Below are 17,738 nucleotides of genomic sequence, written 5' to 3'. Positions count from 1 at the left end.
TCTGGATTGCTTCGTCGCTTACGCTCCTCGCAATGACGGCGTTATAACTAAAAACAAAAAAAGCGGGACGGACGCATACAAGGGACGGGACAACTATGTCTGCAGTGGCGAGAACGAGCGACCAGACGGCAGCAGCGAAGCATCCGCTGCGTCCAATCTCCTATGGCGATCCTGCCGTGCGCGTCGAGCGCCATGACGATGGCACCATCTATCTGCGCCCAACCGCTGCGATCGGCGACTATCCCACCCGCGTCACCGACTATCTGCATCACTGGGCCAAGGAGACGCCGGATCGCGTGTTCATGGGCGAGCGCGGCGAGGGCGATGGCTGGCGCGAAATCACCTATGCGCAGATGCTCGACGCCGCACGCCGCATCGCATCGAGCCTGCTGGCGCGAAACCTGTCGCCGGATCGCCCGATCATGATCCTGTCGGGCAATTCCATCGATCACGCGCTGGTGGCCTTCGGTGCGCTTTATGCCGGCGTTCCTTTCGCGCCGGTGTCGCCGGCCTATTCGCTGGTGTCGAAGGATTACGGCAAGCTGAAATATCTGATGGGACTGCTGACCCCCGGCCTCGTCTTTGTCGATGACGGTGATGTCTTTGCAGATGCGATCCGCTTCAACGTGCCTGCTGATGTGGAGGTCGTGGTGTCGCGCGGTGCGCTGCCTGATCGTCATGCGACAAAGCTGTCAGAGTTGCTGACGACGGCTGAAGCCACCGGTCTCGACGCGGCTAACCAAGCCATCGGCCCGGATACGATCGCAAAATTCCTGCTCACCTCGGGCTCCACCGGCAATCCGAAAGCGGTGATCAACACCCAGCGCATGATGTGCGCCAACCAGATCATGCTGCGCGATACGCTCGCCTTCCTGAAGGACGAGCCGCCGGTCATCATCGACTGGCTGCCGTGGAATCACACATTTGGCGGCAACCACAATATCGGGCTGACGCTGTTCAATGGCGGCTCGATGTATCTCGACGAGGGTAAGCCGACGCCGGCGGGCATCGCCGAGACCATCCGTAACCTGCGCGAGATATCGCCGACGGTCTATTTCAACGTCCCCAAGGGTTATGAGTCGCTGCTGCCCTATCTGCGCGAGGACGCGGCACTGCGTGAAAAGTTCTTCTCGCGGCTGCATGCGATGTTCTTCTCCGGTGCCGCGCTGTCTCCATATGTTTGGGGCAGCCTCGATGAGCTCTCGGTGCAGACCACCGGCAAGCGCGTGCCTATGCTCACGGGCCTCGGGGCGACGGAGACGGCGCCGTTCTTCATGTGCGTGACCCCGCTCACCAGCCGCTCGGGCCATGTCGGGCTTCCCGTGCCGGGCAATGATGCGAAGCTCGTGCCGAACAATGGCAAGATGGAAGTCCGCGCCAAGGGCCCGAATGTCACGCCCGGTTATTGGCGCCAGCCCGATCTCACCGCGAAGGCGTTCGACGACGAGGGCTACTATATTTTCGGCGATGCGCTGAAGGCGGTCGATCCCGACGACTTCGATGCCGGCTTCGATTTCGATGGCCGCATTTCCGAGGACTTCAAGCTCGGCAGCGGCACATGGGTCAGCGTCGGTCCGTTGCGCGCGCGCTTCGTCGGCGCCTGCGCGCCGCTGGTGCGCGATGTCGTCATCGCCGGTATCAATCGCGATGAACTGTCGGCGTTGGTGGTGCTCGATCTCGACGGTTGCCGGGTCATCAATCCGGATCTGCCGCCGGGCGATCTCGCTGTTGCAGCGCATGATCCGATTATTCGTGACGCCTTTCGCGAGCAACTCGCCAGCTTCAGGGCCGGCGCCACCGGCTCGTCCACGCGCATCGCCAAGGCCGTGCTGCTCGATACGCCGCTGTCCATCGACAAGGGCGAGGTCACCGACAAGGGCTCGATCAACCAGCGCGCGGTGCTGGAGCATCGGGCGGCGCTGATCGACGACATCTATGCGGGAGAGGCGAAAGCAGGGGTGATTTCGGTCTAGGGCGTTAAGCCTGCGGCAAAGCCGCAATGCGATAGGACTTTACCGCTCCCGCGCCACTGACCTAAAGAAGGGGCTGAAAGAACAGCCGGACTTTGATTTAGCTGTCGATAACAAAAGAACCTTGAGGGAGAGACCAATGACCAAGCTTCATCTCGCGATGGCGGCCGTGGCCGCGTCGCTGGCACTCGGCGCCTCCGCGCATGCCCAGACGCCCGAGATCACCATCGGCATCACCGTGTCCACCACCGGCCCCGCCGCAGCTCTCGGCATTCCCGAGCGCAATGCGCTGGAATTCGTGCCGAAGGAAATCGGCGGCGTGCCGCTGAAGACCATCGTGCTCGACGACGGCGGTGATCCTACTACGGCGACCACCAATGCGCGTCGCTTCGTCACCGAATCCAAGGCCGACATCATCATGGGCTCGTCGACCACGCCGCCCACCATTGCCGTGTCCACGGTGGCCAATGAAGCCGGCATTCCGCATTTCGGCCTGGCGCCGTTCCCGATCTCGCCGGAGCGCGCCAAGTGGTCTGTCGGCATGCCACAGCCGGTGCCGATCGTCGGCAAGGTGATGTACGATCACATGAAGGCCAAGGGTATCAAGACCGTCGGTTATATCGGCTTCTCGGATTCCTATGGCGACCTCTGGTTCAACGACCTGAAGAACCAGACCGGCCCGATGGGCATCAAGGTCGCTGCCGAAGAGCGCTTTGCCCGTCCGGATACGTCGGTCACCGGCCAGGTGCTGAAACTGATCGCTGCCAACCCCGATGCGATCCTGATTGGTGCTTCCGGCACTGCCGCCGCGCTGCCGCAGAGCGAATTGCGCGACAAGGGCTATAAAGGCCTGATCTACCAGACCCATGGCGCAGCCTCGATGGACTTCATCCGCATCGCCGGCAAGGCCGCTGAAGGCGTCCTGATGGCGTCGGGCCCGGTGATGTATCCGGAAGGCCAGGCTGACACGGCCCTTACGAAGAAGCCCGGAATGACGCTTAACACGGCCTATGAAGCCAAGTATGGCCCCAACAGCCGCAGCCAGTTCGCAGGCCATTCCTATGACGCGTTCGAGGTGCTCAAGCGGGTCGTCCCGGTGGCGCTGAAGACTGCGAAGCCCGGCACACCCGAGTTCCGCGAGGCGATCCGTCAGGCGCTGATGTCGGAAAAAGAGATCCCGGCCAGCCAGGGCGTCTACAACTTCACCGAGAAGGACCGCTACGGCCTGGACGAGCGTTCCCGTATCCTGCTGACGGTCAAGGACGGCAAATACGTCCTGGCTCAGTAATACCTTCGGCTGATGGGGCGCGGCGCCAAGCCGCTTCCCCCGCAGTGCAATATTGGCTAACCAGAGCCGGCCTTCACCCGAAGGCCGGCTTTTTGCCGTCTGCGGCGCGCCGCAGCGTTTGAATCCATCCAAGAAAGCAATCAAGAAATGTCCAAGCTTCATCTGGCGATAGCGGCCGTTGCCGCAGCGCTGGCCGTCGCTTCCCCGGCGGAAGCCCAGAGCCCTGAAATCACGATCGGCCTCAGCCTGTCGACCACCGGCCCGGCGGCCGCCCTCGGCGTACCGTCGCGCAATGCGCTCGACTTCGTGCCGAAGGAAATCGGCGGCGTACCGCTGAAGCTGATCGTGCTCGACGATGGCGGCGACCCGACCGCGGCCACCACCAATGCCCGTCGCTTCGTCACCGAATCCAAGGCCGACCTGATCGTCGGTTCGTCGATCGTGCCGACCTCGATCGCCATCTCGGCGGTCGCCAATGAAGTCGGCGTGCCGCATTTCAGCCTGTCGCCGATGCCGTTCACGCCGGCCCGCGAAAAGTGGTCGGTGGACATGCCGCAGCCGGTCGAGATTGTCGGCAAGGTCATGTACGACCACATGAAGGCCAATGGCGTGAAGACCGTGGGCTATATCGGCTATTCCGACAGCTACGGCGATCTCTGGTTCAACGATTTCAAGAACCAGACCGGTGGTCTCGGCATGAAGATGGTGGCCGACGAGCGCTTCGCGCGTCCGGACACGTCGATCACCGGCCAGGCGCTGAAGCTGATCGCTGCCAATCCCGATGCCATCCTGATCGGCGCCGCCGGCACCGGCGCGGGCATGCCGCAGTCGGAGCTGCGCGACCGCGGCTACAAGGGCCTGATCTACCAGACCCATGGCGCGGCCTCGTCGGACTTCATCCGCATCGCCGGCAAGGCCGCGGAAGGCGTGCTGATGGCGGCAGGTCCGGTGATGTATCCGGAAGGCCAGCCCGACACCGCGCTGACCAAGAAGCCGGGCCTCGAACTGAACAAGGCCTATGAAGCCAAATATGGCGCCAACAGCCGCAGCCAGTTTGCCGGTCACTCCTATGACGTGTTCGAAGTGCTGAAGCGCGTCGTGCCTGTCGCGCTGAAGACCGCGAAGCCCGGCACACCGGAATTCCGCGAGGCCATCCGCCAGGCGCTGATGACGGAGAAGGAAATCCCGGCGAGCCAGGGCGTCTACAACTACACCGAAAAGGACCGCAACGGCGTCGACGACCGCTCGCGCATCCTGCTGACGGTGAAAGACGGGAAATACGTTCCGGCGAAGTGAGCTCGGATTGAGTGCAATACAAAGCCGGCGGTTGCGAGATCGCCGGCTTTTGTATGTGGATTATTGTTTAAAGGGATAATCTGATTTATCTGTTTAAACGATATTCACGATTATCGATTAAAGCGATAAAGTGCTATATCGGTTCTATCGATAAAAAGGAGGTTTTCATGCTGATGAGGACCGTATCAGACTTTGGCGCCGTCATACGCGATCGACGGAAAGCAAAAGGTCTCACCCAGACGGATCTCGCGAAGCAAATTGGCGTGCGACAAAGCTGGGTTTCCGATATCGAAAGCGGCCGTCACGACAATCCCGGGCTCGGTATCTTGCTACAGGTCTGCAAAGTGCTCGGCATAGACATCCGCGTTGATCGGGCGACATCCGTCAAAAGTTCGGATTCGACCGGAAGCGGCGATCTGGCGACTGCGGATCCGGCATTTCTGCGACGGGGCCGCCGGTGAGTATGCCCTCCAAAAATCCGAAGATTCTTCATGTGCTAATGGGCGGCATCGAGATCGGCTCTCTCGAGCAGCTTGCGTCAGGGCGCTTGCGTCTCACTTATGCCGACGCCTGGCTTGCCGACGAGGCCACCCAGATTCCGCTGTCGATGTCGCTTCCGCTCGTTTCGCAAGTTCACGAAGGAAAGACGCTGGAGAGCTATCTCTGGAATTTGTTGCCGGACAATGCCGATACGCTCGCTGCATGGGCGCGCGCTTATGACGTGTCGCCCAACAGCGCCTTCGCATTGCTCTCGAAGGTCGGCGAGGATTGTGCCGGCGCCGTTCAATTCGTCTCGGACGAATGGATGGAAAAGAATGTAAATTCGCCGGGCGACGTCGAATGGCTCGACACGGCCGAGGTCGCTCAACGGCTAAAACGGCTTCGTGAAGACCGAACATCCACGGGACGCGATGCCGGCGACAAGGGACACTTCAGCCTTGCCGGAGCGCAGCCGAAGATGGCTTTGCTGTTCGAAGACGAGCGCTGGGGTGTGCCGAGCGGCCGCCGGGCAACGACGCATATTCTCAAGCCTCCGATGCCGCATCTGCAGGGCACGACGGAAAACGAACATGCCTGCCTGCGCCTGGCAGCGCGCCTTGGGCTGGTGGTTGCCGATAGCAGGGTCGGGCATTTTGAAAACGAGACCGCCATCGTCGTCACACGTTACGATCGAGAGAGGGGGCAGGACGGCATCGTTCGGCGCTATCATCAGGAAGATATGTGCCAGGCGCTCGGCGTCCATCCGTCGATCAAATACGAGAATCTCGGCGGTCCCGGCGCTGAAGCGATCGCGCGGAAGGTACTCGTCCATGACGCGGAGCCACAACGGGCGCTGAGAAGTTTTGCAGAGGCGCTGGCGTTGAATTTCCTGATCCTCGGCACCGATGCGCATGCCAAGAACTTTTCCGTCGTGCATTTGTCCGGGCGCAAGACTTTCTTCGCGCCGCTCTACGACATCCTGAGCTATGACCCTTACGTCGCCGATGATCACGAGGATCGCCGCCTCAAGATGGCGATGAAGATCGGCGGCTATTATCAATTCCGGGAAGTGCTGCCACGGCACTGGGAACGTCAGGCAAAAGCGATGCGTTTCGATCCCGCGGAGATGCTTGGGATCGTTGCCGATCTCGCAGCGCGCATTCCCGACGAATTCGCTGTTGTCCGCACGGAATGCAGACAGGATGGGTTGCAGCATCCAGTGCTGGACACCATGCTTGACCGCTTCAACGTGCGTTGCAAGTCGGTGAAGGCACAATATGCAGTTCAATGATGTGAGCGCGAATTAAATAGCGCTTTCGCCTTCGTGCTGGAAGCCGAGATAGCTCGCCACCACGCGCTGGTTGCTGGCGATGTCGCTGGCTTTGCCGTCGAGGACGAATTCACCCAGTTCCATCACATAGGCGCGGTCTGCGATCTTCAATGCAGCCTGCGCATTCTGCTCAACAAGCAGCACGGCAACGCCGGCGGCTTTCAACTCACCGACGATGCGGAAGATGTCCGCCACGATGATCGGGGCGAGGCCGAGGCTGGGCTCGTCGAGCATCAGGAGTTTCGGTGTGCCCATCAGGGCGCGGCCCATGGCGAGCATCTGCTGTTCGCCGCCGGAGAGCGTGCCGGCCAGCTGCTTGCGGCGCTCCTTGAGGCGCGGGAACAGGGTGTAGACGCGCTCGAAGGAGCGGGCGGCGGTGGCCTTGTCGATGCGGAACGCGCCGAGCAGGAGGTTGTCTTCCACATTCATCGTGGCGAACAGCTCGCGATGTTCGGGCACGAGGCTGAGGCCGGCGGCGACGCGGTCCTCAATGTCGAGCTTGCTGATCTCGCGGCCGGCGAACTGCACGCCGCCCTTCAGCGGCAGGACGCCCATGGTGGCGTTTAGCAGCGTCGTCTTGCCGGCGCCATTGGCGCCGATGATGGTGACGATCTCGCCGTCGCGGACTTCGAGATTGACGGCGCGCACCGCTTCGACCTTGCCGTAGGACACATGCGCGTCGGTGACTTTCAGCAACGCACTCATGCAGCGGCTCCGAGATAGGCCTTGATCACGTCGGGATTTGTCTTGATCTCGGCCGGCGTGCCTTCCGCGATCTTGGTGCCGAAATCGAGCACCACGATGCGATCGGCAAGGTTCATCACAAAACCCATGTCGTGTTCGACCAGCAGCACCGACATGCCGCCTTCGCGGAGCTGGCGCAGGAGAGCGGCGAGCTGCTGCTTCTCCATGTGGCGCAAGCCGGCTGCAGGCTCGTCGAGCAGCAGCAGCATCGGATCGACGCACAGCGCACGGGCGATCTCGACAATGCGCTGCTGACCAAGCGAAAGCGAGCCGGCGAGCTGGTTCATCTGGTCGCCGAGGCCGACCCGCTCGATCTGTTTTGCGGCTTCCGCCAGCAGCTTCGCCTCATCGGCACGATCGAGGCGGAGCATCGAGGCGATGGCGCCGGACGAGCCGCGCAGATGCGCGCCAAGCGCGACGTTTTCCAGCACGGTCATGTCGGGCACCAGCTTCACATGCTGGAAGGTGCGGGCGACGCCGAGCTTGACGACTTCCTGCGGCGGCGCGCCACTGACACTCTCGCCGCGCACGGTGACCTTGCCGGCAGTCGCTGGCAGCACGCCGGTGATGAGGTTGAAGGTCGTGCTCTTACCGGCGCCATTGGGGCCGATCAGTGCGACGATCTCGCAGCTCTTCACCTCGAACGACACGTCGTTGACGGCAACCACGCCGCCGAACTGCTTGCGCGCTTTCTCCACCTGCAGCAGCACGCCGTCGGCTGGCGCGCTTTCGGCGCGGGACGGCAGCGCGTCGGCCGAGGCCGGGCGCTTGCGGCTGTCCTTGGCCGGGAGCAGCGAGGTCACCCACGGCCACATGCCGGTGGGGGCGAGCTGCAGCAATGCGACGAGCAGGATGCCGAACACGATGGCCTCGAGCTGGCCGCTGCCGCCGAGCAGCGCCGGCAGATAGCTCTGCAGCGCTTCCTTGAGAATGATCACCACGGCTGCGCCGAGCACGCCGCCCCAGACATAGCCGGCACCGCCGACCACGGCGATGAACAGATATTCGATGCCGAGATGCGGGCCGAACGGCGTCGGGTTAGCCGCGCGCTGGAAATGCGCATAGAGCCAACCGGAGAGACCGGCCAGCACGGCGGCATAGATGAACACCAGCAGTTTTGCCCGTGCCGTCTGCACGCCAAAAGCTTCGGCGGCGACATGGCCGCGGCGCAGCGCGCGGATGGCGCGGCCGGTGCGGCTGTCCAGCAGGTTCATCGACAGCAGGGCGGCGATGATCACGGCGATCCAGATCGGGAAATAGATCGTGCCGGGATCCAGCATCTTCCACGTGCCGATGGACAGCGGCGGAATGCCCGAGATGCCGTCATTGCGGCCGAGGAATTCCAGCTTGCCGAACAGGTAATACAGGCTGATGCCCCAGGCGATGGTGCCGAGTGGCAGATAGTGGCCGGACAGGCGCATGGTGATGATGCCGAGGAACACCGCGGCGAAGCCGGCGACCAGCAGCGACAGCGGCAGCGTCAGCCAGGGCGACACGCCATAGGTCGTGGTCAGCACGGCGGTCGTATAGGCGCCGAAGCCGCAGAAGGCGGCCTGGCCGAACGAGGTGAGGCCGCCGACGCCGGTGAGCAGCACGAGGCCCATGGCGACCAACGAGGCGAGGCCGATATTGTCCAGCAGCACGATCCAGAATGGCGGGACGCCCGGGATGAACGGGATCACGGCCATCACGGCGGCGAAAGCGAAGATGGGGAGGAGACGCGACGTCATGGCGCTCAATCCTTCTCTTCTTCGACTTCTGGGGCCGCGAGCGAGCGCAGCACCAGAACCGGCAGGATCAGCGTGAAGACGATCACTTCCTTGAAGTTGCTGGCATAGAAGGACGAGAAGGCTTCGACGCAGCCCACCAGAATGGCTGCAGCCGCGGTGATGGGATAGCTCACCAGCCCGCCGATGATGGCGGCGACAAAACCCTTGAGGCCGATCAGGAAGCCGGTGTCGTAATAGAGCGTGGTGATCGGCACGATCAGGATGCCTGAAATGGCGCCGATGACCGAAGCCAGCAAAAAGGCGAGCTGGCCCGACAGCGTGGTGCGGATGCCGACGAGACGGGCGCCGAGCCGGTTTACGGCGGTGGCGCGCAGCGCTTTGCCATACAGCGTGTAGCCGAAGAACAGCCACAGGCCGACGATCAGCGCGATGGTGATGCCGTAGACGGCGATGCTCTGGCCGGTAAAGCGCAGTGCGCCGATGGTGATGGCGTCCGTCGAGATCGCCGGTCCGCGCTGGCCCTCGGCGCCAAAGAAGACGAGGCCAAAGCCCTGCAGCGCCAGGTGGCAGCCGACCGAAGCAATCAGCAGCACGAGCACCGAGGTATGGGCGATCGGTTGATAGGCGATGCGGTAGAGATAGAGGCCGATGGCGGCGACGATCAGCAGCGACAGCGCGATGTTGACAGGAATGCTGGACGGCTTGCCGGCCAGCGCCAGCATCACGCCCCAGATGGCGAGCGGGAACACGATATTCACCGCCAGCGAGCGCAGCACGCGCGTCGCCTGCATGGCGCGGCGGAAGGTGAACAGGTCGAAGGCGAAGGCGACGACGCCCATGGCCACCGCGAGCTTGATGGTTCCCGGCGTCTGCCCGGCGGAGAGGCTGGCATAGGTCAGCGCGCCGAAGGTGATGAATTCGCCCTGGGGGATGAGGATGACGCGCGTAACAGCAAAGACCAGCACCAGTGCCAGTCCCAGCAGCGCATAGATCGCACCATTGGTGATGCCGTCCTGAAGCAGGAACAGCAAGATCGTCGTGTTCAAGGCCGGACGCTCCCCCACATTGCCTGCCGCGGCGGATACCACACGGGCGGGACAATCAACAATGGCGGTTGAACCCGCTCACATATTTGGTATATCTGATAACGATTATTGGACATAACTCAAGCCCAGCCGCAGTTCGACCGGGTGTGACATTGAACCACCGGGGTTTGCGGAAGGCGAGTGATGACGACGTCGAAAACCACCGTTCAGGAATCTGCCAAACCTGTCGAGCCGGTCGGCTTCGACGAGGAGGGGGCGGCGCTGCAGATGGGCGAGCTCAGCGAATTGCTGGGCTATGTGATCAAGCGCGCGCAGCTCAAGGTGTTCGACGACTTCCTGCGCTGCATGGCGCCGCTGCAGCTGTCGCCGGCGCAATTCTCTGTGCTGCTGTTGCTCGACAAGAATCCCGGTCGTAACCAGACCGAGATCGCCAACACGCTCGGCATCCTGCGTCCGAATTTCGTCTCGATGCTGGACGGGCTGGAAAGCCGGGATCTGTTGACCCGCATGCGCTCGCCGAGCGATCGCCGCTCGCATGTGCTGATGCTGACGGACAAGGGCCGCGCCACGCTGGCCCGGGCCAAAAAGCTGGTGGCGACACGCCACGAAGCGCGGCTGATCGAATTGCTGGGGCCAAGCGAGCACAAGGCGCTGCTCGGCATGATGGCGAAGATCGCGAACGAGTTTTAAACGCGGAGCGTGTGGTCTCCCTCCCCGGAGCGTAGCGAATGGGGAGGGTGGCGCGTAGCGCCGGGTGGGGTCTTTCCCCACGGTAGGACAGAGCGTGGGGATAGACCCCACCCGTCTCGAATCTCGCTGAACGCTCGCTTCGATCCACCCTCCCCAGTCGCTTCGCTCCGGGGAGGGAGAAGAGCTACCCCACCAAAATCACCCTGACATCATTCACATTTGTCAGCGTCGGCCCGGTCTGCAGCAGGTCGCCGGTGGCCGTGAAGAATGTCGTCGCGTCGTTGTTTTTCAGCGATGCGATCGGATCGAGCTTCTGCGCATGCATGGCCGCGAAGGTTTCTGCATCGAGCAGCGCGCCGGCGGGATCGCTTGCGCTGCCCGCGCCGCCATCGGCGCCATCGGTGTCGCCGGCCAATGCCACGATGCCGGTTGTGTCCTTGAAGGCATCCACCAGCGCCAGCGCGTATTCCTGATTGGGGCCACCGCGGCCATTGCCGGTCACTGTGACGGTGAGTTCACCGCCGGAGACGATGGCGATCTTCCTGCCTTCGGCCTGCGCCTTCAGCGCCATGGCAGCATGTTCGGCTGCGACCTCGCGGGCCTCGCCTTCGAGATCGGCGCCGAGATCGATCACCTCATAGCCGGCATCGCGTGCGATCTGGGCCGCGGCATCGAGCGATTCCTTCGGGCGCGCGATGAGCTTGAAGGTCGCGCGGGCAAAGGCGGGATCATTCGGCTTCACGCTTTCATTGCCGGCATCGTTCAGCGCCGCCGTCACGGCATCGTCCACGGTGAGCTTGTATTTGGCGACGATGGCGCGCGCATCGGCGAGCGTCGTGGTGTCCGGCACGGTGGGGCCCGACGCGATCACCGCGGGATCGTCATGCGGCACGTCGGAAATCGCCAGCGACAGGATCTCGGCCTTCTGGCCGGCGCGGGCGAGGCGGCCGCCCTTGATGCGGGAGAGATGCTTGCGGACGGTGTTGATCTCGCCGATCACGGCGCCCGAGCGCAGCAGCGCGCGGTTGAGCTGCTGCTTCTGCTGGAAGGTGATGCCGGCCACCGGCGCGGTCCAGTTGGCCGAGCCGCCGCCGGTGATTAGCACCAGCAGCAGGTCGTCGGCGGTGGCGGTGGCGGCGAGCGCCAGCGTGTCGTCGGCGCCTTTCATGCCGGCCTCGTCAGGCACGGGATGGCCGGCCTCGACCACGCGGATGCGGCGGGTCGGCACGCCATGGCCATGGCGGGTGGTGGCGATGCCGGTGAGGCGTTCCGGATCGAGCTTCAGCGTGTCGAGATAATGGGCTTCGGCGGCGGCGGCCATTGCGGCGGCGCCCTTGCCGGCGGCGAGGCAGATGATGCGGCCTTTCGGCGGTGCCGGCAGATGGGCGCTGAGAATGACGTCGGGATGCGCTGCGGCAACAGCGGCATCGAAAATGGCGCGGAGCAGGGGGCGTTTGTCGGTCATGGGAGGGTTATGACGGGCAAAGAGCGAGGCGGCAAGATGGGCCACCCCACCCCGGCGCTACGCGCCGACCCTCCCCTGCAGGGGAGGGTTAAGAAAGCAGGCTGCTTGTGTTCAGGCACCCTCCCCTGCAGGGGAGGGTCGGAAGCAGCCGGCTTGCCGGCTACTTCCGGGGTGGGGCCTTAGCCTCAGTTCGTCCCGACTTCGCCCTTCATCACCTCGCCAAAGAGCTTCCAGCTCTCGCCTTCGAACTTCATCATCTGCATCTGGTCGATGGGGGCGAAGTCGGTAGGCGAAGTGTTCACCTTGACGCCGGGCAGCAGGGTCGGCTGCTGGATGTCCTTCAGGTTCGCCGCCTGCTTCATCACATTGGCGCGGGTGAGATCGTCGCCGCACTGCTGGAGCAGGATCGCCATGGTCACGGCGATGTTGTAGCCGGACATCAGCGAGGAATCCGCGGGATTGCCGTCCGGCACATATTTCGCGAGGAATTCCTTATAGGCGATCATGCCGGGATCGTCTTTCCACTGCGGGTCGGTGGCGTCCTTGGCGTAATGCGCCGAGATCACGCCTTGCGCGTTCTCGAGACCGGCGGGGCGCAACACCTGGCCGACGGAGACGCTGACGCCGGGCACGATCATGGTGGGCTTCCAGCCGAGCTCGGCGATCTTCTTGATCGTCTGCGCGGCGAATTTCGGCGTCGCGAAGATGACGACAACATCGGGATTGGCCGCCTTGATCTTCACGATATGCGAATCGACTGTGGGCTCGGTCAGCTCGTAGCTATCCTCGATCACGATCGACGACGCCTTGTCGGCAAACCCGTCGCGCAGGCCCTTCAGATAGTCCTTGCCGAAGTCGTCGTTCTGATAGAGCACGCCGACCTTGGCGCCGGCTTTCTCCTTCATCAGATACTGCGCATAAATGCGGCCTTCGCTCTGGTAGCTGGGCAGATAGCCCATGGTCCAGGGGAAGTTCTTCGGATCGTTCCATTTGGTGGCGCCGGTGGCCAGGAATAGTTGCGGCACCTTCTTGGCGTTCATGTATTTGTGGATCGCCGTGTTCGAGGGCGTACCGAGCGCCGAGAACAGCAGCAGCACTTCATCGCTCTCGATGAGCTTGCGGGTCTGCTCGACCGCCTTCGGCGGCGAATAGGCGTCGTCATAGGAGATGAAGTTGATCTTGCGGCCGTTGATGCCGCCCTTGTCGTTGATCATCTTGAAATAGCCGGCCTGCGCCTTGCCGACGGCGCCATAGGCTGAAGCCGGTCCGCTATAGGGCACGATATTGCCGAGCTTGATTTCGGTGTCGCTGGCGCCGGTGTCGTATTTCTTCTGGGCGAAGACGGCGGTGGACGAGACGGCGAGCAACATGGCGGCGGCCGAGAGGCTAGCCAGCCGCACGGATGTGGCGGACATTCGAGTTCCTTCCCTTGCTTGCAAGGCGTGATTTTCTTGTTCGGCAAACGCGCTTTCGCGTCTGCGAGGCGGTCTTACCGCGAATGCGTACGGACACAAATGGAAAGCGTCCCAAAACGCGCGAAGCCTGCGCCGACTTTGGTCGCAGGCCCCGCTTATTTCATTTGAAGGAATGATCAGCCGCCGACGTCAGCGCTGATGATGTCGCCGAACAGTTCCCATTTCTCGCCCTTGAACCGCATCAGCTGCAACTGGCTGATCGGTGCGAAGTCGGTGGCCGAGGTGTTGATCTTGATGCCCGGCAGCAGGATCTCCGTGCGATAGTCCTTCAGGCTGGCGGCCTGCTTCATGACATTCTCGCGGGTAAGATCATTGCCGCACATCTGCAGCACCTTCACCAGGGTCTGCGCTGCGCCGTAGCCAACGATGACGTTGTTGTCGAGCTTGTTTCCTTCCGGGAAATCCTTGTCCATGAAAGCCAGGAAGGTCTTCATGCCGGCATCGTCTTTCCACTGCGGATCGGAGACGTCCTTCGCATAGGCCGCCGAGATGATGCCCTGGCCGTTCTCGAAGCCCGCCGGTTTCATCACGCTGCCGACCGAGGCCGACACGTTGTTGAGGAAGTGCTCCGCCTTCCAGCCGATCTCCGCCGATTTCTTGATGGCCTGCGCGGCGAATTTCGGTGTGGTGATGTTGATGAAGACGTCGGCGCCGGAGGCCTTCAGCTTGACGATGTGGCTATCGACCGTCGGTGTGGATGTCTCATAGCTTTCCTCCATCACGATCATCGAGGCAGCCTTGCTGCCGAGGCCGTCTTTCAGACCTTTCAGATAGTCCTTGCCGTAATCGTCGTTCTGGTAGAGCACGCCGATCTTGGCATTCGGGCGCTCCTTCAGCAGATATTTGGCATAGATCTGGGTTTCGCTCTGATAGGAGGGCTGCCAGCCCATCGTCCAGGGAAAGTCCTTCGGATCGTTCCACTTGGTGGCGCCGGTGGCCACGAACAGCTGCGGCACCTTCTTGGTGTTCATGTATTTGTGGATCGCCGAATTGGGCGGCGTGCCGAGTGGATTGAAGACGAGCAGCACCTCGTCGCTCTCGACCAGCTTGCGGGCCTGTTCCACCGTCTTCGGTGGGGAATAGGCGTCGTCATAGCTGATGAAATTGATCTTGCGGCCATTGATGCCGCCTTCGGCATTAATCTTCTTGAAATAGGCTTCCTCGGTCTTGCCGATCACGCCGTAAGCGGAAGCCGGTCCGCTATAGGGCATGATATTGCCGATCTTGATTTCGGTGTCGGTGACGCCCGGTCCATATTTCTTCTGGGCCAGCGCGCCGGACGTGGCGGCGGCGAGGATCGCGACGGCAGCCGGAAGCACGGCCAAACGCAGATGCATTGCAGGCATTTCGGGTCTCCCTGATGATTTTTTGATGTGTCACGTTTCTTGACGCTGGAGCTCTGCGGCTCCTGTGGTCATTCAACACCCGCGAGGGTTCCCCGGCAAGAAAAAGCCCCCGCGACATGGTCGCGGGGCGGTATTGTTGTGTCTTTTTTGGCCGGTGCAGAAAGGATTACTGCGTTGCCGCCACGTCGCCGCTGAAGATCTCACCGAAGCGCTCCCAGGCCTGGCCCTTGAAGCGCTGCATCTGCAGTTGCGAGATCGGTGCGAAGTCAGTCGGCGAGGTGTTGATCTTCACACCGGGTAGCATCGTGTCCGGCACATAGTCCTTCAGACTAGCGGCCTGTTTCATGACATTGGCACGGGTGAGATCGTCACCGCACATTTCCAGCACCTTCACCAGCGTCTGTGCGGCGCCATAGCCATAGATCGTTCCGGAGTCGGCCTTGTTGGCCTCGGGATAGTACTTGTCGAGAAAAGCCGACCACTTCTTGATGCCGGGATCGTCTTTCCACTGCTGGTCTGTGCCGTCCTTGCTGTAGGAGGCCGACAGCACGCCTTGCGCATTCTCGAAGCCTGCTGGCTGCATCACCGCACCGACGGAGATGCTGACATTGGTCATGATTTGCAGTGGCTTCCAGCCGAGTTCGCCGGTCTTGCGGATGATCTGCGCGGCGAATTTCGGCGACGCAAAGATCATCAGCACATCGGGATTGGCGGATTTGACCTTCACCACATGGGTATCCATCGTGGGCTCGGCAACTTCGTAGCTATCCTCGACGGTGATCATCGAGGCTGCCTTGGCGCCGAGGCCGTCGCGGAACCCTTTCAGGTAGTCCTTACCGAAGTCGTCGTTCTGATAGATGATTCCGATTTTCGCGTTCGGCTTCTCCTTCAGCAGATATTTCGCATAGATCACGGCCTCGCTCTGATAGGAGGGCTGCCAGCCGATGGTCCAGGGAAAATTCTTCGGATCGTTCCACTTGGTGGCGCCGGTGGCCACGAACAGCTGCGGCACTTTCTTGCCGTTCAGATATTTCTGGATCGCGGTGTTCGACGGCGTTCCGAGCGGATTGAACACGACCAGTACCTCGTCGCTCTCCACCAGCTTGCGGACCTGCTCCACGGCCTTCGGCGGCGAATAGGCATCGTCATAGCTGATGAAGTTGATCTTGCGCCCGTTCACGCCGCCATTGGCGTTGACCATGTTGAAATAGGCGGCCTCGGTCTTGCCGATCACGCCGTAAGCGGAGGCGGGGCCGCTATAGGGAATGATGTTGCCGATCTTGATTTCGGTGTCGGTGGCGCCGGTGTCGTATTTCTTCTGCGCAAATGCGCCGGTGGTGGAGAGCAGCAAGGTCAGTGCAGCGGAGGTCGCTGCCAGACGCAAAGATCGTGCGAGCATCCAAAAGTCTCCCGTAGTCGTTTCGTCCCAACAGTTTTTGCGGAGCTCTGCGGCTCCTGCGACATATTGAACGCCCGTCTCTGTCGCGTCACAAGAAAAAGCCCCTGCGACAAAATCGCAGGGGCCAGGAATTGCTATAAACTGCGTGCGATGCAGCGAGTGCGTTGCGCTTACTCCGGCGCTGGCGTGTCGGCATTGATGACGTCGCCGAACAGCTCCCACTTGTCGCCCTTGAAGCGCATCATGCGGAGCTGCGCGATCGGCGCATAGTCGGTGGCCGAAGTGGAGATCGTGATGCCCGGCAGCAGCGTGTCCGGCGCAAAGTCCTTCAGACTGGCCGCCTGCTTCATCACATTCTCACGGGTGAGGTTGTCGCCAGCCATTTCCAGCACCTTCACCATGGTCTGCGCAGCGCCATAACCATAGACCAGACTGTTGTCGGTGCGGTCGGCGCCCGGCATGTATTTATCGACGAAGGCCGACCACTTCTTCATGCCGGGGTCGTTGTTCCACTGTGAGTCCGCGCCGTCCTTGCGATAGTCCGCCGACAGCACGCCCTGCGCATTGTCGAAGCCGGCGGGCTGCATCACAGCGCCGACGGAGACGCTGACATTGGTGACGAGCTGCAGCGGCTTCCAGCCGAGCTCGCCGATCTTACGGATGCCCTGGGCGGCGAATTTCGGCGTCACGAAATGCACGACCACATCGGGGTTCAGCGACTTCACCTTGACGATATGGCTGTCGATGCTCGGCTCGGAGATTTCATAGCTCTCCTCGATCACCAGCTGCGACGCGGCCTTGGCGCCGAGCGCTTCCTTGAACGCCTTCTGATAGTCCTTGCCGAAGTCGTCGTTCTGATAGAGCACGGCGATCTTGGCGCCGCGCTTTTCCTTCATCAGATATTTGGCATAGATCTGCGCTTCGACGGCGTAGCTCGGCTGCCATCCCATGGTCCATGGGAAGTGCTTTGGATCGTTCCACTTGCTGGCGCCGGTGGCGACGAACAGCTGCGGCACCTTCTTGGCGTTCATGTATTTCTGGAACGCGGTGTTGGACGGCGTGCCGAGCGAGTTAAAGATCAGCAGCGCCTCGTCGGACTCCACCAGCTTGCGCGCCTGCTCCACGGCCTTCGGCGGCGAATAGGCGTCGTCATAGGTGATGAAGTTGATCTTGCGGCCGTTCACGCCGCCATTGTCATTGACCATCTTGAAGTAAGCGGCCTCGGTCTTGCCGATCAGTCCGTAGGATGAGGCAGGGCCGCTATACGGCATGATGTTGCCGATCTTGATCTCGGTATCGGTGGCGCCGGTGTCGTATTTCTTCTGGGCAAGCGCTTGGCCGGATGCGGCGATGCTCAAGCTCGTTGCGACTGACAGTGCTAGCGCATGCGCGCGAATCGAAGGCATTTCAAACTCCCGATGATTGTTGTTCTTGCGGGCCTTTGTGGCTCCGTCGGGGATTGAACACCCTTCGCCTGTG

The 17,738-nt window shown here is 62.0% G+C and carries 14 protein-coding genes; 6 read left to right on the top strand and 8 right to left on the bottom strand.

Features of this window, described 5'->3' with window-relative positions; translation table 11 throughout:
* Window positions 1–95: 95 nt before the first annotated feature.
* From RPMA_RS23900 to RPMA_RS23880, 5 genes are all read left to right on the top strand, one after another.
* Window positions 96–1,973: a feruloyl-CoA synthase gene (locus RPMA_RS23900; RefSeq protein WP_211910145.1), complete on the top strand. Its 1,878-nt coding sequence runs from the start codon at window positions 96–98 to the stop codon at window positions 1,971–1,973.
* A gap of 136 nt (window positions 1,974–2,109) precedes the next feature.
* Window positions 2,110–3,258 (top strand): ABC transporter substrate-binding protein, encoded by a 1,149-nt coding sequence (locus RPMA_RS23895; protein ID WP_211910144.1) that lies wholly within the window; start codon window positions 2,110–2,112, stop codon window positions 3,256–3,258.
* Window positions 3,259–3,405: 147 nt separating this feature from the next.
* Window positions 3,406–4,554, top strand: coding sequence for an ABC transporter substrate-binding protein (locus RPMA_RS23890; protein ID WP_211910143.1), 1,149 nt, complete (start codon window positions 3,406–3,408; stop codon window positions 4,552–4,554).
* A 167-nt stretch (window positions 4,555–4,721) separates the two neighbouring features.
* Window positions 4,722–5,015, top strand: coding sequence for a helix-turn-helix domain-containing protein (locus RPMA_RS23885; protein ID WP_211910142.1), 294 nt, complete (start codon window positions 4,722–4,724; stop codon window positions 5,013–5,015).
* A 2-nt stretch (window positions 5,016–5,017) separates the two neighbouring features.
* Entirely contained in the window at window positions 5,018–6,325 is a 1,308-nt protein-coding gene (locus RPMA_RS23880; protein ID WP_249225755.1) for a type II toxin-antitoxin system HipA family toxin, read from the top strand.
* A 12-nt stretch (window positions 6,326–6,337) separates the two neighbouring features.
* On the opposite strand, the gene RPMA_RS23875 is transcribed toward RPMA_RS23880, so the two are convergent.
* The 3 genes from RPMA_RS23875 to RPMA_RS23865 are packed head-to-tail and all read right to left on the bottom strand — an operon-like array spanning window position 6,338 to window position 9,884.
* Window positions 6,338–7,069, bottom strand: a complete 732-nt coding sequence (locus tag RPMA_RS23875) for an ABC transporter ATP-binding protein (RefSeq protein ID WP_211910139.1) — start codon at window positions 7,067–7,069, stop codon at window positions 6,338–6,340.
* Entirely contained in the window at window positions 7,066–8,838 is a 1,773-nt protein-coding gene (locus RPMA_RS23870) for a branched-chain amino acid ABC transporter ATP-binding protein/permease (RefSeq protein WP_211910138.1), read from the bottom strand. The genes RPMA_RS23875 and RPMA_RS23870 overlap by 4 nt, the downstream gene beginning before the upstream one ends.
* 5 nt (window positions 8,839–8,843) lie before the next feature.
* Entirely contained in the window at window positions 8,844–9,884 is a 1,041-nt protein-coding gene (locus RPMA_RS23865) for a branched-chain amino acid ABC transporter permease (protein WP_211910137.1), read from the bottom strand.
* 183 nt (window positions 9,885–10,067) lie between these two features.
* Here RPMA_RS23865 and RPMA_RS23860 point away from each other — a divergent pair, with 183 nt between their 5' ends.
* A complete protein-coding gene (locus RPMA_RS23860) occupies window positions 10,068–10,574 on the top strand; it encodes a MarR family winged helix-turn-helix transcriptional regulator (protein WP_211910136.1) in 507 nt (168 codons plus the stop codon).
* A 184-nt stretch (window positions 10,575–10,758) separates the two neighbouring features.
* Here RPMA_RS23860 and RPMA_RS23855 read toward each other — a convergent pair whose 3' ends face one another.
* The 5 genes from RPMA_RS23855 to RPMA_RS23835 form a co-directional block, all read right to left on the bottom strand.
* Complete coding sequence (locus tag RPMA_RS23855; RefSeq protein ID WP_211910135.1) at window positions 10,759–12,039, bottom strand: glycerate kinase type-2 family protein; 1,281 nt, start codon at window positions 12,037–12,039, stop codon at window positions 10,759–10,761.
* A gap of 185 nt (window positions 12,040–12,224) precedes the next feature.
* Entirely contained in the window at window positions 12,225–13,454 is a 1,230-nt protein-coding gene (locus RPMA_RS23850) for an ABC transporter substrate-binding protein (RefSeq protein WP_211910134.1), read from the bottom strand.
* A gap of 176 nt (window positions 13,455–13,630) precedes the next feature.
* Window positions 13,631–14,860 (bottom strand): ABC transporter substrate-binding protein, encoded by a 1,230-nt coding sequence (locus RPMA_RS23845; protein ID WP_211910133.1) that lies wholly within the window; start codon window positions 14,858–14,860, stop codon window positions 13,631–13,633.
* A 166-nt stretch (window positions 14,861–15,026) separates the two neighbouring features.
* Entirely contained in the window at window positions 15,027–16,259 is a 1,233-nt protein-coding gene (locus RPMA_RS23840) for an ABC transporter substrate-binding protein (protein WP_211910132.1), read from the bottom strand.
* Between the two features lie 170 nt (window positions 16,260–16,429).
* Window positions 16,430–17,665, bottom strand: coding sequence for an ABC transporter substrate-binding protein (locus RPMA_RS23835; RefSeq protein WP_211910130.1), 1,236 nt, complete (start codon window positions 17,663–17,665; stop codon window positions 16,430–16,432).
* Window positions 17,666–17,738: the final 73 nt, after the last annotated feature.

The sequence above is a fragment of the Tardiphaga alba genome (assembly GCF_018279705.1).
GTDB classification, from domain to species: domain Bacteria; phylum Pseudomonadota; class Alphaproteobacteria; order Rhizobiales; family Xanthobacteraceae; genus Tardiphaga; species Tardiphaga alba.
This window is presented reverse-complemented; position numbering and strand designations above follow the sequence as displayed.

Excerpts from the sequence above, each read along its gene's own strand:
- RPMA_RS23855 (WP_211910135.1), bottom strand. The coding sequence starts at position 12,039 with ATGACCGACAAACGCCCCCTGCTCCGCGCCATTTTCGATGCCGCTGTT.
- RPMA_RS23895 (WP_211910144.1), top strand. The coding sequence starts at position 2,110 with ATGACCAAGCTTCATCTCGCGATGGCGGCCGTGGCCGCGTCGCTGGCA.
- RPMA_RS23890 (WP_211910143.1), top strand. The coding sequence starts at position 3,406 with ATGTCCAAGCTTCATCTGGCGATAGCGGCCGTTGCCGCAGCGCTGGCC.
- RPMA_RS23860 (WP_211910136.1), top strand. The coding sequence starts at position 10,068 with ATGACGACGTCGAAAACCACCGTTCAGGAATCTGCCAAACCTGTCGAG.
- RPMA_RS23900 (WP_211910145.1), top strand. The coding sequence starts at position 96 with ATGTCTGCAGTGGCGAGAACGAGCGACCAGACGGCAGCAGCGAAGCAT.
- RPMA_RS23875 (WP_211910139.1), bottom strand. The coding sequence starts at position 7,069 with ATGAGTGCGTTGCTGAAAGTCACCGACGCGCATGTGTCCTACGGCAAG.
- RPMA_RS23885 (WP_211910142.1), top strand. The coding sequence starts at position 4,722 with ATGCTGATGAGGACCGTATCAGACTTTGGCGCCGTCATACGCGATCGA.
- RPMA_RS23840 (WP_211910132.1), bottom strand. The coding sequence starts at position 16,259 with ATGCTCGCACGATCTTTGCGTCTGGCAGCGACCTCCGCTGCACTGACC.
- RPMA_RS23850 (WP_211910134.1), bottom strand. The coding sequence starts at position 13,454 with ATGTCCGCCACATCCGTGCGGCTGGCTAGCCTCTCGGCCGCCGCCATG.
- RPMA_RS23835 (WP_211910130.1), bottom strand. The coding sequence starts at position 17,665 with ATGCCTTCGATTCGCGCGCATGCGCTAGCACTGTCAGTCGCAACGAGC.
- RPMA_RS23845 (WP_211910133.1), bottom strand. The coding sequence starts at position 14,860 with ATGCCTGCAATGCATCTGCGTTTGGCCGTGCTTCCGGCTGCCGTCGCG.
- RPMA_RS23870 (WP_211910138.1), bottom strand. The coding sequence starts at position 8,838 with ATGACGTCGCGTCTCCTCCCCATCTTCGCTTTCGCCGCCGTGATGGCC.
- RPMA_RS23880 (WP_249225755.1), top strand. The coding sequence starts at position 5,018 with ATGCCCTCCAAAAATCCGAAGATTCTTCATGTGCTAATGGGCGGCATC.